This window comes from Erythrobacter sp., from assembly GCF_038133525.1.
Taxonomy (GTDB): domain Bacteria; phylum Pseudomonadota; class Alphaproteobacteria; order Sphingomonadales; family Sphingomonadaceae; genus Qipengyuania.
The window spans coordinates 5,660-29,751 of sequence record NZ_JAYPTL010000025.1 but is presented as its reverse complement, the minus strand read 5'-3'; the positions used below and the strand labels follow the sequence as shown (position 1 = coordinate 29,751).

The window sequence follows — 24,092 nt, the reverse complement described above, 5'->3', positions numbered from 1 at the left end:
TTGCGCGTCGCCTATTTGCCTTCGAAGTTCGGCGCCCGCTTCTCGATCAGGGCGTCGATGCCCTCCATATGATCTTCGGTCAGGTGCATCAGTGCCTGCGTATTGGCTGCCATCTCCAGCGCCGTGTCATAGGTGGTCGAGCGCCCCTGTCGCATCAGGTTCTTGGCATGACGTAGGGCATGTGGGGGCATGGCTGCGACCTTGTCGGCCAGCATGTGCGCTTCGTCGAGCAAGGCATCACCCGCAACGACGCGGCTGACGAGGCCCCAATCGAGCGCGGTTGGCGCATCGATCACATCCCCGGTATAGAACAGTTCCGCCGCCCGCGCCTCGCCGATGATGCGCGGAAGGATCCAGGTTCCGCCATCGCCGGGGATGATGCCGAGCTTGAGGAAGGTCACACCGAACTTGGCCCGATCGCTGGCGATGCGGATGTCGGCAAGGCAGGCGAGATCGCAACCCAAGCCGATTGCCGGGCCGTTGACCGCCGCCACCAGCGGCACGCGCAATCCATAGAGTGCCCGCAGCACCTTGTGGATGTTGTCGCGATAGCCGTCCGATATACCCGGCGGTGTCCCCCCGAAGGTGCCGGTCCGCTCCTTCATTGCCTTGATGTCGCCGCCGGCACTGAATGCCCGGCCCGCTCCGGTCAGGATCACGCAGCGTACGCCAAGGTCGAGGTTGATTGCATCGCAGGCGGCGGCAAAGGCATCGCCATCACCTTTTGCCCCCAAGGGATTCATCGTTTCGGGGCGGTTGATCGTCAACGTGGTGACGTGGTTGCGACGGGTGATTTCAAGCAGGCTCATTCGCCGATGCTAGGATGGCCAGCCCGACCCGTCGAGTAGCCATTTGCTACCCCAGTCGCGAATTTCGGCCATCATCGGATGAAGCGCGCGCCCGGCCTCGGTCAGGCGGTACTCTGCCCGATGTCCTTCCGGCGGGATCCGTTCCATAATCCCGAATTCGACCAGTGCAGCAAGGCGAGACGTCAGTGCCGCACGGTTGATCCCGGTGTTGGGCAAGAATTCCTCGAACCTTGTGGCGCCAAGGAAGGCCTCGCGCAGGATTAGCATCACCCAACGGTCACCCAGGATCCGCGAGGCGCGGCCAACCGGACATGGCGAGCGCGAGGGTTCGAACTGCTTCATGGTCTGGAATTTAGACTTGACCGGATCGAAGGCAAGTCCGATGAGATAGTCTGTAATCCAGACTAAAAGGAATGCCAGATGGCGCGCGCCGGTTTCGACAATGAAGAACAGCTGATCGACTACATGCGCAAGATCGCCATCGGTCGTTCTGGCTTCAACAGTTTCCTGCAGCTCGATCCGGTGCGCTGCTGGGACGGCGAGGCCGAGATCGTGATGGAGATTCGCCCCGAGATGACCCAGCATCACGGTTTCGCCCACGGGGCGCTGGTGGGTATGATGGCGGACAATGCCTGCGCCTGGGCTGCGGGCTCGGCAGTCGGCGACGTGGTCACCGGGAGCTACACGATCAACCTGTTGGCGCCCGCCAAGGGAGCGCGACTGCGCTCGAAGGGGACCGTGATCAAGGCCGGCAAACGCCAGGTCGTGGTTCGCGCCGATGTCTGGGCTGAAGATGACGGGGTCGATCCGATCCTGGTCGCGGTGGCCCAGGCAACGATTGTCCCCACCGGGATTGCCACCTCGAAGGAAGCCTCCGCCAGCGCGGCCTAGGCGCGCGCCTCCGCCACACCGGCGCTATTGTGCCGCAGCGCCGTCAGCACCGTGTCGACGATATGTGGGGCGTTGAGCCCAGCCTCGTCATACTGCTTCGCCGGATCGTCGTGGTCCTGGAAGGTATCGGGCAGGCGCATTGTGCGAACCTTCAGGCCATTGTCGGTCAATCCGCTGTCGCTGGCAAAAGTCAGCACATGCGCACCCAGGCCGCCAATCGCGCCCTCCTCGACGGTGACCACAACCTCGTGGCTACGCATCAGCTGCTCGATCAGTGCCGTGTCGAGCGGCTTGGCAAAGCGCATGTCGGCGACAGTAGTCGAAAGCCCCTTGGCTTCGAGCTGATCAGCCGCCTTGAGCGCCTCGGCGAGGCGCGCGCCAAGCGAGAGGATCGCCACCTTGGAGCCTTCGCGCACGATACGGCCCTTGCCGATCTCGAGCTTCTGCGGGGTCTGCGGAAGCTCGACACCAACGCCGTTGCCGCGCGGATAGCGAAACGCGATCGGACCCGCGTCATATTCCGCGGCGGTATAGGTCATGTGAACCAGTTCGGCCTCGTCTGCCGCTGCCATCACCACCATGTTGGGCAGCGTCGCGAGATAGGTGATGTCGAAGCTGCCGGCGTGGGTGCAGCCGTCTGCGCCCACAAGCCCGGCGCGGTCGATCGCGAAGCGCACGGGCAGGTTCTGGATCGCCACATCATGCACGACCTGATCATAGGCGCGCTGCAGGAAGGTCGAATAAATCGCGCAAAACGGGCGCATGCCCTCAGCGGCAAGGCCGGCGGCGAAGGTCACCGCATGCTGTTCGGCGATGCCGACGTCGAAACTGCGCGAAGGATGGGCCTTGGCAAAGCGGTCGACCCCGGTGCCCGATGGCATCGCGGCCGTAATCGCACAGATGCGTGGATCGTCATTGGCGAGTTTGGCCAGCGCGTCGCCGAAGACGTTCTGATACGCGGGCGGCCCACCGCTCGCCTTCTTTTGCTCACCGGTGACGACGTCGAACTTGGCCACACCATGGTACTTGTCGGCGCTGTTTTCGGCCGGGGCATAGCCCTTGCCCTTCTGCGTCACGACATGGATCAGGACCGGGCCCTGTTCGCTGTCGCGGACGTTTTCCAGCACCGGGATGAGATGGTCGAGATTGTGCCCGTCAATCGGCCCGACGTAGTAGAAGCCGAGTTCTTCGAACAGGGTACCGCCGGTCGCCATACCACGCGCATATTCCTCGGCCTTCTCGAGCCCGCCCCACACCCGGCGACCGAGCTTCTTGGCGATCTTCGATGCCATCGAACGCAGGCCGAGATATTCGCTGCTCGATACCATCCGCGCGAGATAGGCTGACAATCCGCCCACCGGCGGCGCGATCGACATGTCATTGTCGTTGAGGATCACGATCAGGCGATTGCCCGCCTGTTCGGCGTTATTCATCGCCTCATAGGCCATGCCCGCGCTCATCGCGCCATCGCCGATCACCGCGATGCCGCGTCCCGGGCGATCCTGCAGCTTGTTCGCCACTGCAAAGCCCAGCGCGGCCGAGATCGAGGTCGAGGAATGCGCGGCACCGAAGGGATCGTATTCGCTTTCGGTCCGCTTGGTGAAACCCGACAGGCCGCCACCCTGCCGCAGCGTACGGATGCGGTCGCGCCGCCCGGTGATGATCTTATGCGGATAGCACTGATGGCCGACGTCCCACACCAGCTTGTCGGTCGGGGTGTCGAAGACATAGTGGATCGCGACGGTGAGTTCGACCACACCCAGCCCCGAACCGAGGTGACCACCAGTGGTGCCGACGGCGTCAATCATTTCGGCGCGCAATTCGTCCGAGAGCTGGCGCAGCTGGCTCTTGTCGAGCTTGCGCAGGTCGTCAGGTGTATCGACTGTATCGAGGAGCGGCGTGTGGGGTCGCGTCGTCATGGGGTGCCGCTCTACACGCTCAATCCATGCCTGTCGATGAACCGCTCATCGACGACAGGGACCGTCTCAACGCTTGCAATCAAGCAGCGCAATCGTCGCACAGCCCGCGCAGTTCTACCACCGGGCGTACATCGGTGAAGCCCGCATCCTTGCCTGCTGCACGCAGCGCTCCGGTCACGCGCTCGTCATCCAGATGGGTCGCCTTCCCGCAATCGTCGCAGATCAGGAAGATACAATCGTGCCTGCATCCCGGATGGGTGTTGACCAGGTAGGCGTTGGCGCTCTCGATCCGGTTGGCGAGATTGGTGCGCACGAACAGGTCGAGAATGCGATAGACACTATTCGGCGCCACCCGCTTGCCGCGCGATGCCGAAAGGTTGTCGGCAATGTCATAGGCCGAAGCCGGCTTGTCATGCGCCGCCAGCTCCTCGAACACCGACTGGCGCATGCCCGTCCACTGTTCGCCATGCTCGGTCAGTGTCGCGCGCGCGGCCTCGACCAGCGCGTCACCCCTGTGTTCCTTGTGCGTGTGCCCTGCCATGCACGAGAGTTAGGCCCCCCGTGCGGCTGGTTCAAGCTAGTTGCGCTGGAAACTGGCGGTGTAAACGCCGGGATAGAGCTGCTTGAGCGCGGCGACCTTGGGCGCATCCCAGCGCACGATGTAGCCGTGGCGCGGATTGTTCAGCATGAAGTCCTGATGATAGCCCTCAGCCGGATAGAACGCCTGCGCGCGCTCGATCTTGGTCACGATCGGCCGATCCCACAGCTTCGCGGCACCCAACTGGGCCAGATAGGCCTTGGCCACGGCCAGCTGTTCGGCCGAGGTCGGAACCAAGGCATTGCGGTATTGCGTGCCGGTATCGGGGCCCTGGCGGTTGAGCTGGGTCGGATCGGTCACCACCGAGAAGAAGATGCGCAGCAATTGGTCGTAACGGATCACCGAAGGATCATAGGTGACCTTCACCGCTTCGGCATGGTCGGTGATGCCGCTGGACACGATGTCATACCTGGCCGAACGTTCGGTTCCACCGTGATAGCCTGAAACCGCGCTGGTCACGCCCTTCACATGGCTGAAAACGCCTTCAACGCCCCAGAAACAGCCGCCAGCGAAGATCGCGGTCTTGAGCCCTTCGCCTTCCTTGGCGATGCGCTTGGCCTGCGGCGCAGCGACGACGCTTTCAGCGGCAAGGGCGGGTTGCTGGCATGCTGCCGCACCCAGCGCGAGCGTTGCAGCGAAGAGGAAGGCGGAACGGCGCATTACAGGATCGAAGCCACTAGTTGGGGCACGATGGAGAAGAGTCCATCGGCGTTGGAAAGGAAGACGAGTACGGCACCGACGCCAAAGCCGATGCCGAAGCTGCGGTAAAGATCGGGGGAGAAGAGTGTCATTACGGGGGGTTCTTTCGTGGGTCTCGCCCACGTGGTTACAAACGCTGCGATTGCAACGCGCTTAATGCGATCGTTGTAAACGGTTCAGCCGATCATCGCCGCCTCAATGGCGGAAGTGACGCATTCCGGTGAATACCATCGCAAGGCCAGCCTCGTCCGCCGCTGCGATAACTTCGTCGTCACGGATCGAACCACCGGGCTGGATTATCGCGGTCGCCCCTGCTTCCGCCGCCGCCAACAGGCCATCAGCGAAAGGGAAGAATGCGTCCGAGGCGACCGCGCTGCCAACAGTCCGGCTCTGCGCCCAACCATAGGTCTCCGCCGCTTCTGCCGCCTTCATCGCTGCGATGCGCGAGGAATCACGGCGATTCATCTGACCCGCGCCGATACCCGCCGTCGCGCCATCCTTGGCATAGACGATTGCGTTCGACTTGACGTGGCGCGCCACCGTCCAGGCGAACAGACAGTCCTTGAGTTCCTGCTCGGTCGGTTGGCGCTTGGTCACCACCTTGAGGTCGGCCGCGGTAATCGCGCCATTGTCACGCGACTGGACCAGCAGGCCGCCAGTGATCGGCTTGATTGCCAGCCCGCCGCGGCGCGGGTCGGGCAGGTCGCCAGTTACCAGGAGGCGCAAGTTCTTCTTCCTGGCGAAGGCAGCCTTGGCTTCCTCGCTGACCGAGGGCGCGATCACCACCTCGGTGAAGATCTCGCAGATCGCCTCGGCGGTCGGCCCGTCTAGCTCTGTGTTGACCGCGACGATCCCGCCAAAGGCCGAAACACTGTCGCAATGAAGCGCCTCATTCCATGCCGCGAGCAAGGTGGACGCCTGTGCAACACCGCAGGGATTGGCATGCTTGACGATGACGACCGCTGGGTCCTGCCCGCGGAACTCGGCGCATAGTTCGAGCGCCGCATCGGCATCGTTGTAGTTGTTGTAGCTGAGTTCCTTGCCTTGCAGCTGTTCGGCCTGAGCAATCCCGCGCCCATGGGGCCCGACTGGCGTATAGAGAGCCGCCTTCTGATGCGGGGTCTCGCCGTAACGCAACTCGGTCACGCGGTTGCCGTTGACCGCCAGCATGTCGGGAAACAGCTGCTGCTGATCGGCGAAGGCGAACCACTGGCTGATCATCGAATCATAAGCCGCGGTGGCGCTGAACGCCTTGGCTGCGCATTTGCGCCGGAAATCGAGCGTTGTCGCGCCGCTCGCCTCAAGTTCCGCAACCAGCGTGGGATAGTCGCCCGGATCGGTGACGATGGTCACAAACTGATGGTTCTTGGCCGCGCTGCGCACCATGCTGGGTCCGCCGATATCGATGTTTTCGATAATCTCATCGCGCGAGGCGCCGCGCATCACGGTCTGCGCGAAGGGATAGAGGTTGACCACGACCAGGTCGATCGCGCCGATCGCATGCGCTTCCATTGCCGCGACGTGTTCTGGATTGTCGCGCACGGCAAGCAGGCCGCCATGGACCATCGGGTGGAGCGTCTTTACCCGTCCATCCATCATCTCGGGAAAACCGGTAAGGTCGGATACGTCGCGCACCTCGAGCCCAGCCTCGCGCAGTGCCTTGGCGGTGCCGCCGGTCGACACCAGCTCCACGCCCTTCGCCGCCAGCGCCTGGCCAAGTTCCACCAAGCCGGTCTTGTCGGACACCGAAAGCAGTGCCCGCTTGATCGCCACATCCGACATGAATTCTATCCCATTCGTCTGAGCAGCCAGGGGAAGCGTCCCCCGCTGCGTACGGTCAGTCCCTCGACCACAAGCTGCCGCGTCGCGCGCGGGCGCCCGTGCCCGTCGACCCAGAGGCTATCCTCGAGTCCAATCGTGGCCTCGCCGCTATCCCCTCCAAGTCGGAATTGCCAGTAGCTTCCGTCAGGCAGAGCCAGGCCCGCACCGCGCCGGTCTTCGGACAAGCCCGCTTCGATCCCGTGACCAAGGTGAAAACGGATAGCGAAACCGATCTTGCCGCGCTGGCCCTTGCGGCCCGATGGTTCGAGCAGGTCCTCGCCGCGGAGCTCCTCCCCATCGGCAGACAGCAGCAGGATGCGACGATGCATCAGTCCGTGACGCGCGGCATAGCCGTTATGCACCGCCTCCAGGCGGGTCGCGTCGCGGCCGCGCTGCTTGACGGTGGAACGGGCGATATCGACTTCCTCGACGCCCTTGCCGATCTGCCCTTTGATCAGGATCGCGGTGGAATTGGCATCGTCGAGCACCAGGGTGGAATGGGCCGCTGTCCCGCGCAGCCCCTGTTCGATCCTTACCGGCGTCTGCCCACCGGCAAGCTCGGACCCTCCGCAATTGACGATGATCCGCTGTTCGCCATGAGACAGTTCGAACGCCAGCGTCGAGGCGCAACCGAAGCGCGCGTGGCGCGCGCGTGGCGGGGGCGCGGCATCCATGACGAGCACGCTCTTGCCGGCATCGACGCGCTGGTAGCCCCAGTGGCGCATGTCCTTGCCTGGGCGGGCGCGCACCCCGCTGGCTGCGATCACTGCATCGAGTTGTCCGGCCGAAGTAGCCCCGGACCCCTGCCAACTTCCCAACCCGCGGTCACCCATCCGCAGGGTCAGCAGCGGTGGCACCAGCAGCGCGATCATCGTGTCGAGCGCCGCGGGTGGGTCCCGATCGACCGCTGCATAACAGGCCTTGAGGTCGACCAGCAGGCCGATCGCTTCGATCTGCGCCAGAGGGCTGCGTGAAAGCACGCCGCCATCGTCGCTAACCAGTTCGCCCAACGCGCGCAGCAAGCCTGCCTCGCCATAGAGACGGCGCGGCCGGCCATCGGGCAATAACAAGCCTGCGGCGACCACAGCCGACCAGCCTGCGACCTGGCCAAGCCGATCTTCCGCCCGCGCAACTTGCCGGTCAAGCCAGCGCGCGGTCGTTTCCATGGCTTCGAGGGCCTTGCCACGCAGCTTGGCTTCGCCTGACAGGATCAAGGGTGCGTGAACCAGCCAGGCCAGCAAACGCAGGCCAGCATGTTCTACCGTCCAGGCTGCACCTTTGGCCGGTTCTGGATTGGCCGCGAGCCATTTCTTCAGCAGCACCTCGCCAACACCCTTGCATTCTTCACGAGGAGCACAGGCGGCGAGGTCACGCAGCCAGGTAAATCCATGAACCGCACGCAGGAATGGCGGAGTCAGCGGCGCACTGCTGGCAAAATCGACCTTGTCGATCGGTGCCTTGAGCCCGTGGACGAGAAATTGCCCTGCACGGAGCGCCATACCCGCCACACGCTCGCCCTGCAGCGGGCTGGCGACCGTCCCCAGCAGGCGCGGAGCAAGTGGCTTGCGCAGGGGCGCGGACAAGACGGAGCCGGGAACACCGATACGATAGGCCCAGCGCAACACCGAATCGACGGCGCCGGTCCGCGGTGCCTGGAAATCGGACAGCACCAAAGCGCGTCCGGGCTCCAGGGGAATGGCATCTGGGAGCGGGACGGGAGCGGATTCTTTAACGAGCGGCTCAGCCTCGGACGTCAAGGGTAGCGCGCTCGCATCGTCCGCAGCCCTGTCTTCCCCGGAAGGTCGTAACAGGGTCCGGGCCGTATCGGTCATTGCCCGCCCTTCAGCGCAGCAATGTTGGCGGCATATTGCAGTGGTCCACCCTTGAAGGTGGCAGAACCGGCCACCAGCACGTCGGCCCCGGCATCGACACATTGCCGCGCGGTTTCGACATTGACCCCACCATCGACCTCAAGGTGGATCTGTCGGCCGGTCTTTTCGATCATCTTGCGGATCGCTTCGATCTTCTTGAGCTGGCTGTAGATAAAGCTCTGCCCGCCGAAACCGGGATTGACGCTCATCACCAGAACCAGGTCGACCTCGTCGATCAGATAGTCGAGCATCTTGGCCGGGGTGGCCGGGTTGAGCACCACGCCTGCCTTCTTGCCCAAGCCCTTGATCGCCTGAACGGTGCGGTGGATGTGCGGGCCCGCCTCGGGATGGACGGTAATGATATCTGCCCCCGCATCGGCAAAGGCTTCAAGGTAGGGATCGATCGGCGCGATCATCAGGTGCACGTCGAACGGTTTGTCGGTATGCGGGCGCAGCGCCTTCACCACCGCTGGGCCGATCGTGATGTTCGGCACGAAATGGCCATCCATGACATCGACATGAATCCAGTCGGCCCCGGCGGCATCGATGGCGCGTACTTCTTCGCCCAGCCGCGCGAAATCGGCCGATAGGATGGAAGGGGAAATCAGGGGTGTCGCCATAAGTGCGCGGTGGCCTTGTGCCTTGAACCTTGCCCAGCCCTACGCGCGCGAAAGGACGGTTAACAAGCTCGCGGCGGTGCCTTTTCCACATGGGTCGGCTCGACTAAGAAATCGCCATGACAGCACTCCGGAAACTGACGGCGAACTTCGTGGAGACCGAGGTCGATGACGAGGTGTTGATCGTCGACCTGGACGGCGGCGAGCTGTTTTCGCTGCGTGGCACGGCGCGGCACGCGTGGCGGCTGATCGACGGCCAGCGCAGTCTCCCCCAGATCGTTGCCTTGCTGGCGGAAGAATATGACGCGCCCCAAGATCGGATCGCGGGCGATACCGCGGCATTGATTGGCGATCTCACCGGTGCGGCACTGATATCGCTTGCCTAGATTTTCCCAGCCACCGCGCTATTTATTGACGCCCAATTGAGGATGGAAGCGATGAACGAGAAGGCAAACCGCACTGTTCCGCAGAAGCGCGAATGGACTGCGCCGGTCCTCGTCCGGCTCGGCACCATCCGCGATATCGCCGGCGGCGGCGGCGCGGGCAGGCAATCGCCGGTCCAGCTCCGCTCCTGACCGACGGCCGCTGACATCTCTTGCTCGCCGCGTGGAGCGACCGAGGCGGAAGGGCCCGTCAACAACCGATCCTGGGGGCACTTTCCGCCTATTCCGGTGACACACCTACGCTAATCACGGAAGGCTTCGGTTGCGCCGCCACTTGCCGGCCTGGGCGCAGTTCGCCGCCGGTCGATGTGCCCGTTCGATGTGGCGATGGCGTGCTGGCCTTCTCCGGTTGGCTGGATCGCACACCCGATCGGCACCAGACCGATGCGCAGTGCTATGCCCTTGCTCTGGATCGCCACGGCAGCGCGACAGAGTCGTTTGTCAGCGGCGCCTATGCGGCAGTAACCGCATATCCGGATGGCAGCATGCGCCTGGCGCGCTCGCCGTGGCAGGCACCACCGCTCCACTATGCCTTTCACGATGGCGAACTTGTCGTCGCCTCGGTCCTGCGTGCGCTCTTCGCCTTCGGTGTCCCACGCTACCTCGATCGCACACGGGTTCTCAATGCGCTCTATCTCGATAGCGCAGGCGACCCAGCTGCAAGCTGGTATGAGGGGGTGAAGAGCGTTCCCCTGGGCGCCTCGCTCAGAGTGGGCCCTGATGGCTCTGTCGCAATCGAGCGCCAATACGATCCCCATCGCAGCCAAATCGACGTCGGGATGGACCCAGCCTTTTGGGTCAATACGGCGAGAACGCTGATCGACAAACATGCCGGACTGGCGGTGGAGCGATCGCAGCATCCGGCGATATCGCTATCGGCTGGGCTCGATTCACCCATTGCTGCGGAAGCCGTGCTCCGGGCAAAACCGGACCAGACTACCTTGAGCGTCATTTCGGTCCGGCCATTGCTATCCTGGGATCAGGTGATCGAACCGGGCAAGTTCGGCGACGAAGGTTGCCGCGTCGAAGCATTCTGCGAGCGTCACGGACTGGCGCCTGTGTTTACCCGCGAAGGCGGCTTCGATCTCGACCTGCAGGAGTTGCACCGCGCCAGCGGGATCACTTCCCCCTTTATTGGCAACGGCGGAATGATCATGGCCGCCTATCGCGCCGCGTCCCGATCGGGCGCGGATTGGTTCTTCGATGCGGTTTCGGGCAATGACACGATCAGCGCCGATGGACAGTGGGCCTATCCCGCAATGCTGGCTTCGGGTCGATGGCGGGAGCTATTGGCGGCACTGCGGCAACGATCCGATGATCCGCGAAGCCTCGCGCGCAAATTAGCCTCGTTAGCGATCATGCCGAATCTTCCGACCAGGGTCCGTGTGGCCCTGCAAGCACGCTTCTCCCGCGGTGCTGGGTCGGTTGCCGGTAGATCCTCAATGCTCAAACCGGCCGCCATTGCCGAATTCGGGCTGGCAACTGCCGCGGGTCAGCCCCGCACAACCACTGGACGTCGGGAGATGATGGAACTGGCTTGGGCAGCTAGCGATTCAGGCATGGCGGATCTCGACCTTGGGCGCGAACAGCTAACCGGCCTGCGCCGCCGCGACCTGCTGGCCTATCGCCCATTGATCGAGTTCTGCTTTTCGCTGCCCGATGAGGCATTCCTGCGGGACGGGACCGACCGCTGGCTGGCGCGTGAGCTGGCACGCGGGATCATGCCCGAAAGCCAGCGGCTTGAGACCCGATATGGCGGGCACAATGTCGATTGGCACAGCTACCTGGTTTCGAAGCAGGAAGAATTGCTCGAAACCTTCGATGGCCTGGCAACGCATCCATGGTTGGGCGACTGGATCGATGTCGAACGGGCTCGTGGGCTGCTACGCGCCCTGCCGCCGCGCACTCCGCTGGACCCCGGCACCGCTTGGCCCTTGCAGTTCGGCATTATCGGGACCGCGGCAATTGCACGCTTCGTGGCGCAGGTGGAAGGTCGCAACGCCCTTTGACAGCGGACCCTCGCGGCGGGCAAGCGTGGCAAAGCGATGACCGAAGCGTTCCGATCATTCCTTGACCTCGCCGGGCCCCGGCGGCTCGTCGCTTTGATTCTGTTCACGGCGATCGGCGCAGCGACCGAAGGGTTCGGAGTGGTTCTGCTCGTCCCGATGGTCGGAACGCTGACCGGCGATGCGGGGCAGACCAATCTTCCCCTTGCCCTGCCCAACTGGTCCCTGATCACGCTGCTCGCGATTTTCGTGGTCCTGGTCAGCATTCGCGCGCTGGTCGAACTCGCACGCAATTTGGCCTCGCAACGGCTCGAGGTTGCGGTGGTCGACGGATTGCGCCGGCGGGCGGTGAGCGCCTTGCTCGGGGCCGAATGGAAGGCGCTGGCCGCGATGCGGCAAAGCGCCAATCGGGCGCTGCTGATAAGCTCAATCGACCGGGTCGGGGAGGCTATCCAGCATATCTCGACACTGGCCCGCACGCTCATCTCGCTGCTTGCCTTGGCCTTCGCGGCATTGGCGCTCTCTCCGTTACTGGCACTGGGCTGCATGTTGCTGGGCCTGTGCGCATTAGCCGCGCTTGGTGGGCTGCGGCGCAAGGCGCGAGCGCTCGGCGATGCGCTCACCCGGCGTTACGAGGCGATCTACGCCCAGCTCGAAGAGACCCTGTCGACGTTGCGGCTGGTCAAGAGCTTCGGCCGTGAAGGGGCTGCAGCTCAGGACCTTGCCGATCGCTTCACCAGCATGCGCAAAGCGGAACGGCAGTATATCATCGGTACTTCCCGGGCACGGGCAGTCCTGCAAATCGGCGCTGCAATCGCGCTCGCCGCTGTCGTTTGGGCATCGGTCACGGTTTGGAGTCTTCCGGCACCGGTGCTGCTCGCGATGACCGCCATTGCGGTCCGTGCGGTCCCGTTGTTCGAGGCCTTGCAGTCTGCAGCGCAGGGCTGGGCCCATTCTTCACCCGCCTTACACGATGCGCGGCTGCTGATATCGCAAGCCGAGGCGGTAGCCGAAAGCGAGCCGATTGCTCAGGTGCCTCGCCTGGCCAGATCGCTCGCTTTGAAACGGGTGACATATCGTCACACGTCCGAACGCCCCGGTGTAACCGATGTCTCGTTTGAAATTGAAGCAGGGTCGATCGCTGCATTGGTTGGGCCCTCCGGGGCGGGCAAGAGCACCCTCGCCGACCTGCTCGGCGGCCTGCTGTCACCGGATGAGGGTCAGGTGACGATCGATGGGGCACCCTTGGAGGGGGGGCTACGCAATTCCTGGCGACAGCGCGTGGCCTACGTCCAGCAGGACGCATTGCTGTTCTCCGGTTCGATCCGCCAGAACCTGCTTTGGGCCCAGCCCGACGCGAGCGAGGCGCAACTTCGCCACGCGCTGGAACGTGCCGCAGCGCAGTTCGTCGCAGAATTGCCCGGTGGGCTCGACTGCGATCTGGGTGAGGGCGCGCGAAAGCTGTCAGGCGGCGAAAGGCAACGCATCGCCCTCGCGCGCGCACTGTTGCGCGACCCAGACCTGTTGATCCTCGATGAGGCAACAAGTGCTGTCGACCCGGAGAGCGAGGCAGCGATCACTTCGGCAGTCTGCAGGTTGGCCGGACGCTGCACAATCATCATTATCGGGCATCGCGGCGCACTGATCGACTGCGCAAGCCAGCGCATTGCTGTGCAAGACGGCAGGGCAACCTGTGGCTGAACACCCGCCGCAGGACCAATTCAGCCAGAATTCAGTGCAATTTGCTAGATCGTTCCCCATATCGCGCCCGGTTGGGCAGGCTGACCCCGCTTTGCGGGGTATCAGATCGACAAGAACAGGGAATTTGATGACGCGCAGTTTCGCCACCCTCGCCGGGATGACCGGCCTCGCCCTCGCCGCCGCCACCTTGAGCATTCCGGCACAGGCGCAGTATCGCCAGACCATTACCGAGAACCCCGCAAAGTGCGCGCCCGGAGCTGGACCCGCCGTGCGCGTAACTGTCATGGGAATCAAGGAGTCGCGCGGCACAATCCGCGTGCAAAGTTATCGCGCGACCAAGGAAGACTGGCTCGAAAAGGGTCGCTGGATCAACCGGATGGAGGCACCCGCCAAGGCCGGCACCATGTCGTTCTGCATGCCTCTGCCGGCTGCGGGCACCTATGGCATCGCCGTGCGTCACGACCTCAACGGTAACGGCAAGACCGATATTTTCAGCGATGGCGGCGCGATGTCGAACAACCCCAGCATCAACATCTTCAATCTCGGCAAGCCCAGCTACAAGAAAGTCGGCTTCACGGTCGAAAACGGGGTCGAAGCGATCACCATCAATATGCGCTATCGCTGAGCGCGGCGCTTGCGCCAAAGTTCCAGCGCGGCTCCCGGAGCGGCGAGCAGCGGGTGCTTGGCGCGGAACGGCGTGACGGCAAGCGCGATCCCGGTATGCCGGTGGAGCTTCCATGCGGCGTAGTCGGCGGCACCATCAAAGGTCGTGGTCGCTTTGGCTAGCCGAAGCAGGTTGAGCAGCTTGCCCATTCGGGCACGCGCCCGCCACCAGCCGAGGATCTGCTTGCGTGACGCGGCAGGCATGATCGTAGTGAACTGATCGCCTTCGCGCGTGAAGGAAATGCCTCCGGCATCCCATGCCAAGGGCAGTAGTCCTTCAAAGTGCGCCTTGTTCACTTCGAGAATTGAGTCCTCCCGGCCAGCCTTCTCAATCCGGAACTCGGCCTGGTAGGTCGCCCGGAACAATGCCCGCCAATAATCTTCGGCCGAGCCCATTTCGGGCCCGAGAGCGGACGCTAGCCTGGCTGCGGTTTTCGCGGCACTTTCAACTGCGGCGGCAATTGCAGCCCGCGCAAGATCGTCCCGGCCCCAAGCTAATGCGCTCGGCTGGACGAAGCGCGTCCAGATTGTCGTGTCCCGCGACTGCCCAGCAGCGGCGAGCTCAAACTGCTCAAGTGACATGGTGGCAATCTTCGCGCGCAGCTTCTGACCGTCGCAGGACCACTCGCGATAGCTAACCCGAGGCCAGATGCGATCGCGTTGTGGGCCAGGGAGCAGGATGTAGAAATCCAGCACTCCTTCGAGTGAGCCGGTGCGCAGGTTCGATCCGTAGAACAGCACGCCGAGAGCAGCTGCTTCCTTGCCCAGCATTTCGGCGTAGGCGGCAACCTCGCGCCGCACCTCGCGCGCCAAGCCGTCGATGATACGGGTGGTAAGTGCCGCCGTCACGGCGTGACAAAGGTCAGCTCGGGTCCCTGACCGATCGCATAGCGCCCGGCGGGAAAGGCTTCGCCATCGAGGATTACCGGCTCCGACACGTCGAGCGTAAACGAGACGGCATCCAGCTGATGTAGACCCGCCGCACCAAGCCACTTGGGCTGCCAACCGAGCAGGATGGCTGGCAAGGCTAGCAATACGCGGCGGCGCGGCTTGTCGAGCACAGCCAGCTTTAGCCCTTCGCGTTCGGGGCCGAACAACTTGATCCCCATAGGGAACTTCTCGAGCGTGCTGGCAAGAATGATGTTGCGGCGATCGCCATCGCCATGGCCTGAGTGCGGCAGCGGCGTGCCCGAAGGCCGGCAGACCAACTGCATCCGGGTTCCGCGGCGCCAGATATTGGCATCGCTACCGAAGAGCGCTTGCATCACGCCCCAAACGCTGGTGGCAGCGACCGCCAGACTGTTGAAGAAACCCAGCTGGTGCGCATCCTGCCCGGCTTCGATCCCCAGGGTAAACGCACCGGCACCGAAGATGAAGCCAAGCATCGCCGGCTCATCGGCACCTTCGCGCGCAATTACCAGGGGGCGCCGGACTATCCTGCGGCCATCCGCATAGGCAGCAATCGCCTCAGGCAGGTTCCAGCCGCTTGGCGCGCCCAGGTCGACATTGAGCGCGTTGGTCTTGCCTTTCGGCAGGATTGCGAGCGCCGGCCAGTTATCGCCGAACACGCCTTGCCCCATCGTCAGGACATCGCGCACTGTCCCGTCGCCGCCATTGATGATCAGGTAGTCGATCCCTTGCGCTGCGAAATCGGCCAGCGCGCCTGCGATATCTTCGCGTTTGCCGGGCTGGGCCACTGTAATGCTCGCGCGCGCAGTGCAAGCCAGGTCCTGGCCCTTGTTTCGGTGGCTTCGGGGATTGTAGATCACACCGATCCGCGGATTGCGTGCGCGGAAATCGCGGCTGGCGCGGTGCTGCATCGATGCGTCTCCGGCATGCGCCTGGACCGTCAGGGTTTCGAAATTATAGACTACCCGATCCATTGCACAGATGCCTTAGCCGAGATTGAGCGGCGCTATGTAGCGGTTTCGTGCCATAATGAAACGGCAGCGGGATGGAAATCATCTCGCGAAAACGACCTGGCGCACCCGACAGGATTCGAACCTGTGACCTCTGCCTTCGGAGGGCAGCGCTCTATCCAGCTGAGCTACGGGTGCCCATGGCCCTTGCGAGCCGTGCGGCGAGCGCGGCGCTTAGCAAAGCGGGTCGCCACTCGCCAGTGCTAATCGCACAGCTGAATTGGCGATGCGGTGTTAGAGATTTGGCAAGATGCGCACCCTAATCCTAGCCGGCATGAGCGCTATCTCCCACGAGTTCGACCTGAGCCAGGCCACCATGCTTCCGCCCGCGGAAACGGGACCGCGCACGACACCCGATGTGGCGACGCTGGCCAACCAGTGGGAGGCGGTTCAAGAAGCCGCGACGGCAGTGGGGCATCTCGCTCAGCTTGGCCGGGAGATTCTCAGCGAAGATATCATTTCGCTGCCTTTGCGAGCTGCAGAGAAGGGCGGCCGGCATTACGAGATGGTCGCCCGGGGTATCGACGACCTTGCGGCGATCATGCAGCCTGGCCTGCGCGCCCTGCTGTCGCTGACAGCGCAAGGGAAGGACACCACCGCCGCCGCACTGACCCTGTGGCGGGAATTCCATACTTCGCGCAGCGCCATCCTTTCGCTGATCTAACAGCCGCCGCAATCAAGTCGGTTGACGACGTTCGCCATCTGTTCCAATCCATCGATATGACGGATTCGGCGCAGGACCTGACAGAAACCGCAGCGACGGTAGCGCGCGGTATCGCGCGGCTGTTCGCGCGCAACGACATCTGGTGCCTTGCCGAGATGCCGCTGCGTAACGGGCGCCGGGCCGATCTGATGGGAGTCGATCCCAAGGGTCGCGTGATAATTGTCGAGATTAAGGTCCAGCGTGGCGACCTGCTGGGTGACGGCAAGTGGCCGGATTACCTGGAATTCTGCGACCGTTTCTTCTGGGGTGTGCCACCGGGACTCGATAGGTCGCCGCTCGAAGGGCCGGATTATCGCCCTGACAGCTGCGGGATCATTGTCGCCGACGGCTACGACGGCGAGATCATTCGCCCAGCTCCACTGCAGCCTTTGGCCGCCGCACGTCGCAAGGTCGAGATCGAACGACTGGCGCGGACCTCGCTCCGCAGGATGACCGTGACAGGAGATCCGCACTGCGGCCCCTGGGGCAGGGACCGCTAGGAACGGCCCTTGTGGCGCTGGTCGTGAATACGGCATAGAAGGTCGCACGCATGTTGAGCGCCATCTTCCTTTCCGCGTTGGCCATGACGGCCATCATTGCCGGGCGCTATCTCGCCACCAGCGGGCTCTTTGCGTTGATCACCAATCGCGTGCGGCCAGGCTACCACGCGAAACTGGGCAACCAAATCCGCCGTGAAGTACTCTGGTCGCTCGGTTCGGCAGCGATCTACGGCATCCCGGCCGGCATTATCGCCTGGGGTTGGCAAGAACATGGCTGGACCCGGATCTACAGCGATTGGGGCGCCTATTCCTGGTGGTATCTGCCGCTGGCACCGCTGATCTACCTGACAGCGCATGACAGCTGGTTTTACTGGACGCACCGCTGGATGCACCAACCCAGACCATTCCGGATCGCGCATGCCGTGCACCATGCAAGCCGCCCGCCGACGGCCTGGGCGGCCATGAGCTTCCACCCGTGGGAAGCAATCACAGGAGCGGTAGTTATCCCGGTCCTTGTCCTCCTCATTCCCATTCACGTTGCAATGCTGGGGTTCGTGCTGCTGGTGATGACCATCATGGGGGTCACCAACCACATGGGTTGGGAGATGTTTCCCCGGTCCCTGGTTCACTCGCCATTAGGATCATGGCTGATAACCGCGAGCCATCACCAGCGGCACCATGAAGAGTATCGATGCAACTATGGCCTCTATTTCCGATTCTGGGACCGTTTATGCGGAACCGACAGGGGGCTGAGCGAAAAGCTGTGAGGCAACTTGCCATCCTCTCGCTTCTACCTGGTGCCATGCTGGTGATGGCGGCAAATCCGGGGGAAGGCGTGACGGTTACCGTCACCGCAACCGAACTGCGCAACGCCAGGGGGATCGTGCGCGCCTGCATGACTACCGACACCGAGAAATTTCCCCGGTGCCGCGGCGTGGCAGGTGCCTATGCCGCGACTGCCGACGCCCGGGAAGGCGCAGTGACCTTCACCTTTACTGGAGTGAAACCGGGCCGCTACGCTATCGCTTTGCTGCATGATGAGAACGGCAACGGCAAAGCGGACCGCGTGCTGGGAATGATGCCAAAGGAAGGTTTCGGATTTTCGCGCGATGCCAAGGTCCGCATGGGTCCGCCAAGCTTTGCCGATGCCGCGATCGATATCGCCACCGAAGACCGCAGCCTGACCATCCGTATGCGCTATCTGTTGTGAGCCCTTCGGCCTCACCTGGCGGGAAGGTTGGTAAGTATATTTAACCATATGTTTACCACGCAAGGCGCATACCCCGATGGAATGAGCAGATCTCTTTCAGGGGCTTAAAGATTCATGGACAGGCTTGGCGGCTATTTCGGCGCGCATGAAGCGGAAGAACCGCTCGACGATTTCGTCGACGATGGCGACGCCCTGCCCGAACCGCCCCCGTCACCGGTAGGCCAGGACGAACGCCGCATGCAGGTGCGTGCGTACAACCATTGGGCAAGCCTTCTGGGCGACCGTCACTATCCCGATATCGCCGATCTCGAGCCGCATACGCTCGACGATTTCGGACCCTATTCGGTCCTGCTCGATTTCTCCAACGGTATCGAGGACCCGGCAGTTCGCTTTGTCGGAGCCGAGTTGGCCGCCGAATGCGGCGAAGATGCAGTCCTCAGCCGGCTGTCCGATGTGCCAAGCCGTTCGGTTCTCAGCCGCATTACCGACCACTACATGCAGATACTGGCCAACCAGGCGCCGATCGGCTTCGAGGCGGAGTTCGTCAACGACCGCGATCTGACCGTACTCTACCGCGGAATACTGCTGCCCTATTCGTCCGATGATCGCGAGATCGATTACATCTACGGCGTGATCAATTGGAAAGAGATGGCCGACCAGAGAACAGCCGACGAGCTGTTGCTGGAGATCGGGCAATCGCTTGGCGAATATGAGGATGGCGAAGATATCGAGGGTTTCGATACGTCGATCGAAACTGCCGAAAGTCTGGCTACACGGGGCGAAGTCGAGATGAGTGACGAAGGCGAAGACGTGTTCGAACTGGGGAATGCCCACATTGTCGAGCATGATCCCGACCTTGAACTACCCCAACCGAACTTCGGGCAGGACGCCTTTGCCCCAACGGCGGCAGGCAAGGCCCATCGCGGCGTCGACGCCCTTGGCAACCCCATCGGTGGGCACGGCATCGGGGATGATGCCTATGACGAGGACGGCGGCTACAGCGATTTCGACAGTGGCATAAAGACCGCTGCTGACTATGGCCTGCCCGATTGGGATGATGACGAAGAGGAAGACGACGTCGACGATCTCGTCGATCCGCTCGCCGATGACGATTCGTCGAGCAGCCTGATGTCGCTGGTCTCCCGTGGCATCCGGAACAAGAAGTCGGTCGACCTGACCGGGAATGAAGCATCTCCCTCGGTTCCGCAGGCCTATTCGCCCGAACCGGAAGCCCCCGCCTTTGTGCCCGAACCGCCGACAATCACCTTCTCAATGCCCGAAACGTTCCATGCCTACCGGGCTGAGGATGAGGTTGATGCCGAGGCATTCGACGAGGAGTTCGACGCCGAACCCACCATTGGCGAGCCCGGCGAGGCAGTTCTCGCTGAAGATGATGCCGAAGATGGCTTCGCTCCCGCGTTCGAAGAAGGACCGGCAACCGAAGTGGATGCCACTATTCTGCTTCACGCGGAGCCGGTCGAAGGGCTTGCCGAAGTGGGCGCTGCGGCAACCGGGATCGTACTCGGCGAGATCGAGGCCCCGGTCGAGAGCAGCCCGGAAGTACCGGAAGGTCTCTATGACTGCCTCGCAGCCGCGCGCGAACTAGCCCAGGCGGCGCAGAATACCGAGGATCGCAGCCGCAAGGCGCTCTACCAGGCGGTCAGCCTTGCCTACGATTTCAGCCTCGAGACCGAATCCGATCCCGACGGATTCGCCGAACTACTTGAGGACAATGGCCTCACGGTACAGGATCGGGCCCCGATGACGCCGGTGGTCAAACTCGTATTCGGTGCCGACTACGACAAGACCCGCCTGACCGAATACGCCGCAGTGCTGATGCACGCGCACAGGATCAGCGTGCCGCGCGGTGCACTGGCGCACTATCTCGACGAGGCCGAAGGTGGCCTGAAAGCCGTGGTCAATGCGGAGCGCCGCGCTCGCAAGGAAGAACAGGGCAAGCCGGTCGACGATACCGACGGAGTACGCAAGGCTCTTGCGAAACAGCTTCGCCGTCTCGACTCGCTCGAACTCGCCGACCTCGAACCCGAAGGTCCTGAATTTGCGCTTGTGATGGTGCGCCGTACTCTGGACGGGAAGATCGTCATCCTTGGCGAAGTACCCGAAGACATCCCGCTGGTCGAACGCGCTGCCCGCAAACTCCTCGGCTAGACGGCGAAATCCTGCATTTGGGGCTTGTCGCCCGGGTGCTGCCTTGGTTAGCGCCCGGCCGATGGCATTTTCTTCACCCCCACATTCGACGTGGTGACGCGTATGCTCCCAGTTCTAGGCATATTCGCCGCTGTCCTGTTGCTGGCTGCCGCAGCACTGTGGGTGGCAATCCTCGTCAATGGTCCCGCGGTACTCGATGCAGTCGATCGCAGTTCGGGTGGTGCGCGCAAAGTCGAGCTGGTCGAGAGCGCCCCATATGGTACGCAGCCGACGCAAAAACTCGGGTACTATGCGCCCGCGGATACCCGGAACCGCTTGCCGGTACTGATTTTCTTTCACGGTGGCAGTTGGCAGTCGGGTGATCCCGACAACTACGGCTTCATCGCGCGAGCGCTCGCGCCGGAAGGTTTCATTGTAGTGGTGGCAGGATATCGGCTCGGGGAAGAGGGGCGATACCCGGCCATGTTGCAGGATACCGCGGCGGCCATCGCGCAGGTCCGTTCCGACGTCGGCCGGTTCGGTGGCGATCCAGACCGGATCGTACTATCCGGGCATTCGGCTGGGGCCTACAATGTCGTTCAAGTGGCAGTGGACCAGCGCTGGCTGCACGAAGCCGGGGTACCGCAGTCATCGATCAAGGGCGTCGCGGGCCTTTCGGGTCCCTATGACTTCTACCCTTTCGCCAGCGAGGCGACCAAGCTGATGTTCGGAACTGTCGGTGCCGGCCCCGAAAGCCAACCGATCAATCATGCGCGCAGCAATTTGGCACCGATGCTATTGATCCACGGCGAGGACGATACGCTTGTCAAGCCGCGCAATACCCACGCGCTGGCTGCTGCGATCTCCGAGGCTGGAGCGCGCGTGGAAACGCAGTTCTACCCTGAAATGGACCATAACAAGCCGCTGATTTCCCTCGCCAGTCCGTGGCGAGATTCCGCCGGCATTGCCGTAAGGATCGCGAAATTTGCCCATCGCGTGACCGACGTTTCAGTTCCGGTTCAGGCCGAAAGGCCTTAGCAGCAGGGAATGCGTTTCCCCGGCCGCCTGCTTGTCACCCTTGCTGTCACCATGCTGGCGGCACAGCCTATCGCCGCACAAAGCGTATTGCGCGATGCCGAAACCGAGGCTTTCCTCGACGATATCTCGGCGCCGCTGATCGCCGCAGCAGGACTCGAACCGGGTAATGTCGACCTGGTCCTGCTCAATGATCCGTCAATCAACGCTTTCGTGGCCGGTGGTCAGGCGGTCTACATTCACACCGGGCTGATCGAAGCTGCCGATACGGCCGAAGAAGTCCAGGGGGTTATCGCGCACGAACTTGGCCACATCACTGGTGGCCACATCTTGCGGTATAGCGACGGTGCGGCCGCGGCGACAAAGATATCGATCCTCAGCCTCCTTGCCGGAGTCGGTGCCGCACTGGCGGGATCGGGCGACGCCGCCATCGGGCTTCTGGGACTTGGCCAGCAGGCCGCACTCGGCAATTTCTTGTCGTTCAGCCGCACGCAGGAATCATCGGCAGACTTCGCGGGGGCGGACTTCCTGTCCAAGGCCGGCATTTCCGGGCGCGGCTCGCTGGCATTCTTCGGCAAGCTGCTGAATCAGGAATTCCGCTATGGCTACAGCCAGTCGGACGAAGCCGGTTTTTACCGCACTCACCCGCTTTCAGGCGATCGTATTGCGCGATTGAAGGAGGTCTATGAAAAGGACCCGGCCTGGAATGCACCGGCTAACGCCCGCCAACAGGCTGGGTTCGAGAGGATCAAGGCCAAGCTGACGGGCTACATTGCCAAGCCTGCCGCAACCTTGCGCGATTACCCCGAGACCAATCAGACTGTTCCGGCGCTCTATGCCCGCGCCTATGCCTACCACAAATCCGCCCACGTCGATCGCGCCCTGACCAGCACCGATGCGCTGCTCGCCAGTAACCCGGACGATCCCTATTTCCTCGAGCTCAAGGGCCAGATTCTGCTTGAATCGGGGCGCCCCACCGAAGCGCTCGATTCACTGCGCAGGGCAACCGAACTGACCAAGGCGGAACCGCTCATTGCCGGATTGTTCGGCCATGCCCTGATCGCAACCGAGGACCCCGCAAACTTCGAGGAAGCCGAGCGCGTGCTGCGGGCAGCGGTTGGGCGCGATCGCTACAACCCCTTCGCCTGGTATCAGCTAGGTGTGGTCTATGCGGCCCGCGGGGATATTCCCCGCGCCCGACTGGCGAGCGCGGAACAGCAGGTTTTGAGCGGCGCCTACGCTCTGGCAATCCGCAGCGCCCAGGCTGCCGAAGCGGGTCTGCCGGCCGGTACGCCCGACTGGCTGAGGGCGCAGGACATCGGGCTTCAGGCGCGTGCCTTATTGGAACGCCAGTGCGAACTCGAACGGGGCCGCAGTTGCGAGCGGCGCTGATAGCGGCCAAGGAACGGGTATGAAGAACCACATCCTCACTGCGCTGATCGCGCTCGTCTTCGGTTTCGCAGGGGCTGGCCTGTGGTCGACCAGCGGATTGGGCGATGCCCGGGTCCGTGACTATATGCTGTCGCACCCGGAAATCCTTCCCGAAATGGCCGAAGCCTATCAGCGAGATCAGGCCCAGAAGCGGTTGGCCGGCTTGTCGGACGAAGTTGGCGTTCCCTTCCCCGGTGCGGTGCTGGGAAATCCGCAGGGCAGCAAGGTTCTGGTCAAGTTCACCGATTACGGCTGCACCTTCTGTCGCCAGAGCATCGCCGAAGTCGACCAGCTGATCGCTGCCGATCCCGAAGTGAAAGTGGTGATCCGCGAATGGCCAATTTTTGAGGGGAGCGAAGCAGCTGCACGCATGGGTCTCGCGGCAGCGAAGCAGGGCAAATATGCGGCCTTCTATCACGCCATGTTCCAGCTCGGTCCACCGAGCGACGCCAGTATCGCCCAGGCTGCACAGGCCGCCGGGCTGGATTTGGCGGCAGCGCGGACCTTCGCCCAATCGGGTGCCGCAACGGCCGAGATTGCCCGCACCATGGCATTCGCACGAACGCTAGGCTTTACCGGCACGCCCAGCTGGGTGGCCGGGGACGAGGTGATAGAAGGGCTGGTGCCTTACGAACGGCTGGCGCAAGCGCTCGATGCCGAAGGCTGAGATCTATTCTTCGGCCACCGCCTTGGCATACATCGACGCAAGCGGGCGCTCCATCACACGGCGGACCATGGGCTCGAAGAATTCAAGCGATTCGCTCCCATAGTCGGGGTCGAACGCCGCCTGGTCATACTTTTCGCAGAACTCGCGGCATGCTTCGAAATGCGGATTGTCGCGGAACTGCTCGCGGGCATTCTGGTCCATGCCGAGGAAGTGGAAGTAGTAGTAGCCCTGGAAAGCGCCATGGTTCTGGCAGATCCAGTGCACTTCTTCGCTTACGAAAGGCTTGATGATCGAGGCAGCTACCTCCGGATGGTTGTAGCTCCCGAGCGTATCGCCGATGTCGTGCAGCAGGGCCATCACGACATATTGTTCGTCGCGCCCGTCACGGTATGCACGGGTGGCAGTTTGCAGCGAGTGCTCGAGCCGGTCGACCGGGAAGCG

26 protein-coding genes and 1 tRNA gene are annotated in these 24,092 nt (G+C 63.0%); 14 read left to right on the top strand and 13 right to left on the bottom strand.

Features of this window, described 5'->3' with window-relative positions:
• Positions 1 to 11 precede the first annotated feature (11 nt).
• Complete coding sequence (locus tag AAFM29_RS08470; protein ID WP_341712369.1) at positions 12 to 809, bottom strand: crotonase/enoyl-CoA hydratase family protein; 798 nt, start codon at positions 807 to 809, stop codon at positions 12 to 14.
• 9 nt (positions 810 to 818) lie between these two features.
• A complete protein-coding gene (locus AAFM29_RS08465; RefSeq protein ID WP_341712368.1) occupies positions 819 to 1,151 on the bottom strand; it encodes a helix-turn-helix domain-containing protein in 333 nt (110 codons plus the stop codon).
• Positions 1,152 to 1,229: 78 nt separating this feature from the next.
• On the opposite strand from AAFM29_RS08465, the gene AAFM29_RS08460 reads away from it, so the two are divergent.
• The gene (locus AAFM29_RS08460; RefSeq protein ID WP_341712367.1) at positions 1,230 to 1,700 is read left to right on the top strand and encodes a PaaI family thioesterase; all 471 of its coding nucleotides are present in this window, start codon (positions 1,230 to 1,232) and stop codon (positions 1,698 to 1,700) included.
• Here AAFM29_RS08460 and dxs read toward each other — a convergent pair.
• From dxs to rpe, 7 genes are all read right to left on the bottom strand, one after another.
• On the bottom strand, positions 1,697 to 3,619 hold the full coding sequence (gene dxs / locus AAFM29_RS08455) for a 1-deoxy-D-xylulose-5-phosphate synthase (RefSeq protein ID WP_341712366.1): 1,923 nt from the start codon (positions 3,617 to 3,619) through the stop codon (positions 1,697 to 1,699). The two genes, AAFM29_RS08460 and dxs, sit on opposite strands and share 4 nt — an antisense overlap.
• A 79-nt stretch (positions 3,620 to 3,698) precedes the next feature.
• Positions 3,699 to 4,160 (bottom strand): transcriptional repressor, encoded by a 462-nt coding sequence (locus tag AAFM29_RS08450; protein ID WP_341712365.1) that lies wholly within the window; start codon positions 4,158 to 4,160, stop codon positions 3,699 to 3,701.
• A 36-nt stretch (positions 4,161 to 4,196) separates the two neighbouring features.
• Entirely contained in the window at positions 4,197 to 4,877 is a 681-nt protein-coding gene (gene msrA / locus AAFM29_RS08445) for a peptide-methionine (S)-S-oxide reductase MsrA (protein WP_341712364.1), read from the bottom strand.
• Positions 4,877 to 5,008, bottom strand: coding sequence for a hypothetical protein (locus AAFM29_RS08440; protein ID WP_341712363.1), 132 nt, complete (start codon positions 5,006 to 5,008; stop codon positions 4,877 to 4,879). Before AAFM29_RS08440 ends, msrA begins: the two co-directional genes overlap by 1 nt.
• A 103-nt stretch (positions 5,009 to 5,111) precedes the next feature.
• A complete protein-coding gene (purH, locus tag AAFM29_RS08435; protein WP_341712362.1) occupies positions 5,112 to 6,698 on the bottom strand; it encodes a bifunctional phosphoribosylaminoimidazolecarboxamide formyltransferase/IMP cyclohydrolase in 1,587 nt (528 codons plus the stop codon).
• 5 nt (positions 6,699 to 6,703) lie between these two features.
• A complete protein-coding gene (locus tag AAFM29_RS08430) occupies positions 6,704 to 8,569 on the bottom strand; it encodes a heparinase II/III family protein (RefSeq protein WP_341712361.1) in 1,866 nt (621 codons plus the stop codon).
• Complete coding sequence (gene rpe, locus AAFM29_RS08425) at positions 8,566 to 9,228, bottom strand: ribulose-phosphate 3-epimerase (RefSeq protein WP_341712360.1); 663 nt, start codon at positions 9,226 to 9,228, stop codon at positions 8,566 to 8,568. Before rpe ends, AAFM29_RS08430 begins: the two co-directional genes overlap by 4 nt.
• Positions 9,229 to 9,344: 116 nt before the next feature.
• Between rpe and AAFM29_RS08420 the strand changes: the two genes are divergently transcribed.
• The 5 genes from AAFM29_RS08420 to AAFM29_RS08400 all read left to right on the top strand — a co-directional run bounded on the left by AAFM29_RS08420 (position 9,345) and on the right by AAFM29_RS08400 (position 14,000).
• Entirely contained in the window at positions 9,345 to 9,611 is a 267-nt protein-coding gene (locus AAFM29_RS08420) for a PqqD family protein (RefSeq protein WP_341712359.1), read from the top strand.
• Between the two features lie 51 nt (positions 9,612 to 9,662).
• Positions 9,663 to 9,800: a hypothetical protein gene (locus tag AAFM29_RS08415; RefSeq protein ID WP_341712358.1), complete on the top strand. Its 138-nt coding sequence runs from the start codon at positions 9,663 to 9,665 to the stop codon at positions 9,798 to 9,800.
• A 176-nt stretch (positions 9,801 to 9,976) separates the two neighbouring features.
• Positions 9,977 to 11,677, top strand: coding sequence for an asparagine synthase-related protein (locus tag AAFM29_RS08410; protein WP_341712357.1), 1,701 nt, complete (start codon positions 9,977 to 9,979; stop codon positions 11,675 to 11,677).
• Between the two features lie 36 nt (positions 11,678 to 11,713).
• A complete protein-coding gene (locus AAFM29_RS08405; RefSeq protein ID WP_341712356.1) occupies positions 11,714 to 13,375 on the top strand; it encodes an ABC transporter ATP-binding protein in 1,662 nt (553 codons plus the stop codon).
• A 127-nt stretch (positions 13,376 to 13,502) separates the two neighbouring features.
• Positions 13,503 to 14,000: a DUF2141 domain-containing protein gene (locus AAFM29_RS08400; protein WP_341712355.1), complete on the top strand. Its 498-nt coding sequence runs from the start codon at positions 13,503 to 13,505 to the stop codon at positions 13,998 to 14,000.
• Here the strand turns inward: AAFM29_RS08400 and AAFM29_RS08395 are convergent.
• The 3 genes from AAFM29_RS08395 to AAFM29_RS08385 form a co-directional block, all read right to left on the bottom strand.
• Positions 13,991 to 14,887 (bottom strand): hypothetical protein, encoded by an 897-nt coding sequence (locus AAFM29_RS08395; protein WP_341712354.1) that lies wholly within the window; start codon positions 14,885 to 14,887, stop codon positions 13,991 to 13,993. The genes AAFM29_RS08400 and AAFM29_RS08395 overlap by 10 nt on opposite strands.
• Positions 14,884 to 15,921 (bottom strand): acylglycerol kinase family protein, encoded by a 1,038-nt coding sequence (locus AAFM29_RS08390; protein WP_341712353.1) that lies wholly within the window; start codon positions 15,919 to 15,921, stop codon positions 14,884 to 14,886. The genes AAFM29_RS08395 and AAFM29_RS08390 overlap by 4 nt, the downstream gene beginning before the upstream one ends.
• Before the next feature lie 97 nt (positions 15,922 to 16,018).
• Positions 16,019 to 16,095, bottom strand: a tRNA-Arg gene (locus tag AAFM29_RS08385).
• A gap of 136 nt (positions 16,096 to 16,231) precedes the next feature.
• Here AAFM29_RS08385 and AAFM29_RS08380 point away from each other — a divergent pair.
• From AAFM29_RS08380 to AAFM29_RS08345, 8 genes are all read left to right on the top strand, one after another.
• Positions 16,232 to 16,621, top strand: a complete 390-nt coding sequence (locus tag AAFM29_RS08380; protein ID WP_341712352.1) for a hypothetical protein — start codon at positions 16,232 to 16,234, stop codon at positions 16,619 to 16,621.
• Between the two features lie 56 nt (positions 16,622 to 16,677).
• Positions 16,678 to 17,160 carry an MmcB family DNA repair protein gene (locus tag AAFM29_RS08375; RefSeq protein ID WP_341712351.1) on the top strand — a complete coding sequence of 161 codons (483 nt, stop codon included), beginning with the start codon at positions 16,678 to 16,680 and terminating at the stop codon, positions 17,158 to 17,160.
• A 50-nt stretch (positions 17,161 to 17,210) separates the two neighbouring features.
• The gene (locus tag AAFM29_RS08370; RefSeq protein WP_341712350.1) at positions 17,211 to 17,927 is read left to right on the top strand and encodes a sterol desaturase family protein; all 717 of its coding nucleotides are present in this window, start codon (positions 17,211 to 17,213) and stop codon (positions 17,925 to 17,927) included.
• Positions 17,924 to 18,370, top strand: a complete 447-nt coding sequence (locus AAFM29_RS08365; RefSeq protein ID WP_341712349.1) for a DUF2141 domain-containing protein — start codon at positions 17,924 to 17,926, stop codon at positions 18,368 to 18,370. Before AAFM29_RS08370 ends, AAFM29_RS08365 begins: the two co-directional genes overlap by 4 nt.
• A 114-nt stretch (positions 18,371 to 18,484) precedes the next feature.
• A complete protein-coding gene (locus tag AAFM29_RS18085; protein WP_371830728.1) occupies positions 18,485 to 20,539 on the top strand; it encodes a hypothetical protein in 2,055 nt (684 codons plus the stop codon).
• A gap of 102 nt (positions 20,540 to 20,641) precedes the next feature.
• The gene (locus AAFM29_RS08355; RefSeq protein WP_341712348.1) at positions 20,642 to 21,556 is read left to right on the top strand and encodes an alpha/beta hydrolase; all 915 of its coding nucleotides are present in this window, start codon (positions 20,642 to 20,644) and stop codon (positions 21,554 to 21,556) included.
• Positions 21,557 to 21,565: 9 nt separating this feature from the next.
• Positions 21,566 to 22,945 carry a M48 family metalloprotease gene (locus tag AAFM29_RS08350; RefSeq protein WP_341712347.1) on the top strand — a complete coding sequence of 460 codons (1,380 nt, stop codon included), beginning with the start codon at positions 21,566 to 21,568 and terminating at the stop codon, positions 22,943 to 22,945.
• A gap of 19 nt (positions 22,946 to 22,964) precedes the next feature.
• Complete coding sequence (locus AAFM29_RS08345) at positions 22,965 to 23,651, top strand: DsbA family protein (protein ID WP_341712346.1); 687 nt, start codon at positions 22,965 to 22,967, stop codon at positions 23,649 to 23,651.
• Between the two features lie 3 nt (positions 23,652 to 23,654).
• Here the strand turns inward: AAFM29_RS08345 and AAFM29_RS08340 are convergent.
• A partial coding sequence (locus AAFM29_RS08340; protein ID WP_341712345.1) for an HD domain-containing protein occupies positions 23,655 to 24,092 on the bottom strand: 438 nt, incomplete at its 5' end.

What these genes read in the sequence shown, in the direction of transcription:
- AAFM29_RS08470 (WP_341712369.1), bottom strand. Translation starts at nt 809, where the DNA reads ATGAGCCTGCTTGAAATCACCCGTCGCAACCACGTCACCACGTTGACG.
- AAFM29_RS08465 (WP_341712368.1), bottom strand. Translation starts at nt 1,151, where the DNA reads ATGAAGCAGTTCGAACCCTCGCGCTCGCCATGTCCGGTTGGCCGCGCC.
- AAFM29_RS08460 (WP_341712367.1), top strand. Translation starts at nt 1,230, where the DNA reads ATGGCGCGCGCCGGTTTCGACAATGAAGAACAGCTGATCGACTACATG.
- dxs (WP_341712366.1), bottom strand. Translation starts at nt 3,619, where the DNA reads ATGACGACGCGACCCCACACGCCGCTCCTCGATACAGTCGATACACCT.
- AAFM29_RS08450 (WP_341712365.1), bottom strand. Translation starts at nt 4,160, where the DNA reads ATGGCAGGGCACACGCACAAGGAACACAGGGGTGACGCGCTGGTCGAG.
- msrA (WP_341712364.1), bottom strand. Translation starts at nt 4,877, where the DNA reads ATGCGCCGTTCCGCCTTCCTCTTCGCTGCAACGCTCGCGCTGGGTGCG.
- AAFM29_RS08440 (WP_341712363.1), bottom strand. Translation starts at nt 5,008, where the DNA reads ATGACACTCTTCTCCCCCGATCTTTACCGCAGCTTCGGCATCGGCTTT.
- purH (WP_341712362.1), bottom strand. Translation starts at nt 6,698, where the DNA reads ATGTCGGATGTGGCGATCAAGCGGGCACTGCTTTCGGTGTCCGACAAG.
- AAFM29_RS08430 (WP_341712361.1), bottom strand. Translation starts at nt 8,569, where the DNA reads ATGACCGATACGGCCCGGACCCTGTTACGACCTTCCGGGGAAGACAGG.
- rpe (WP_341712360.1), bottom strand. Translation starts at nt 9,228, where the DNA reads ATGGCGACACCCCTGATTTCCCCTTCCATCCTATCGGCCGATTTCGCG.
- AAFM29_RS08420 (WP_341712359.1), top strand. Translation starts at nt 9,345, where the DNA reads ATGACAGCACTCCGGAAACTGACGGCGAACTTCGTGGAGACCGAGGTC.
- AAFM29_RS08415 (WP_341712358.1), top strand. Translation starts at nt 9,663, where the DNA reads ATGAACGAGAAGGCAAACCGCACTGTTCCGCAGAAGCGCGAATGGACT.
- AAFM29_RS08405 (WP_341712356.1), top strand. Translation starts at nt 11,714, where the DNA reads ATGACCGAAGCGTTCCGATCATTCCTTGACCTCGCCGGGCCCCGGCGG.
- AAFM29_RS08400 (WP_341712355.1), top strand. Translation starts at nt 13,503, where the DNA reads ATGACGCGCAGTTTCGCCACCCTCGCCGGGATGACCGGCCTCGCCCTC.
- AAFM29_RS08390 (WP_341712353.1), bottom strand. Translation starts at nt 15,921, where the DNA reads ATGGATCGGGTAGTCTATAATTTCGAAACCCTGACGGTCCAGGCGCAT.
- AAFM29_RS08380 (WP_341712352.1), top strand. Translation starts at nt 16,232, where the DNA reads ATGAGCGCTATCTCCCACGAGTTCGACCTGAGCCAGGCCACCATGCTT.
- AAFM29_RS08375 (WP_341712351.1), top strand. Translation starts at nt 16,678, where the DNA reads ATGACGGATTCGGCGCAGGACCTGACAGAAACCGCAGCGACGGTAGCG.
- AAFM29_RS08370 (WP_341712350.1), top strand. Translation starts at nt 17,211, where the DNA reads ATGTTGAGCGCCATCTTCCTTTCCGCGTTGGCCATGACGGCCATCATT.
- AAFM29_RS18085 (WP_371830728.1), top strand. Translation starts at nt 18,485, where the DNA reads ATGGACAGGCTTGGCGGCTATTTCGGCGCGCATGAAGCGGAAGAACCG.
- AAFM29_RS08355 (WP_341712348.1), top strand. Translation starts at nt 20,642, where the DNA reads ATGCTCCCAGTTCTAGGCATATTCGCCGCTGTCCTGTTGCTGGCTGCC.
- AAFM29_RS08350 (WP_341712347.1), top strand. Translation starts at nt 21,566, where the DNA reads ATGCGTTTCCCCGGCCGCCTGCTTGTCACCCTTGCTGTCACCATGCTG.
- AAFM29_RS08345 (WP_341712346.1), top strand. Translation starts at nt 22,965, where the DNA reads ATGAAGAACCACATCCTCACTGCGCTGATCGCGCTCGTCTTCGGTTTC.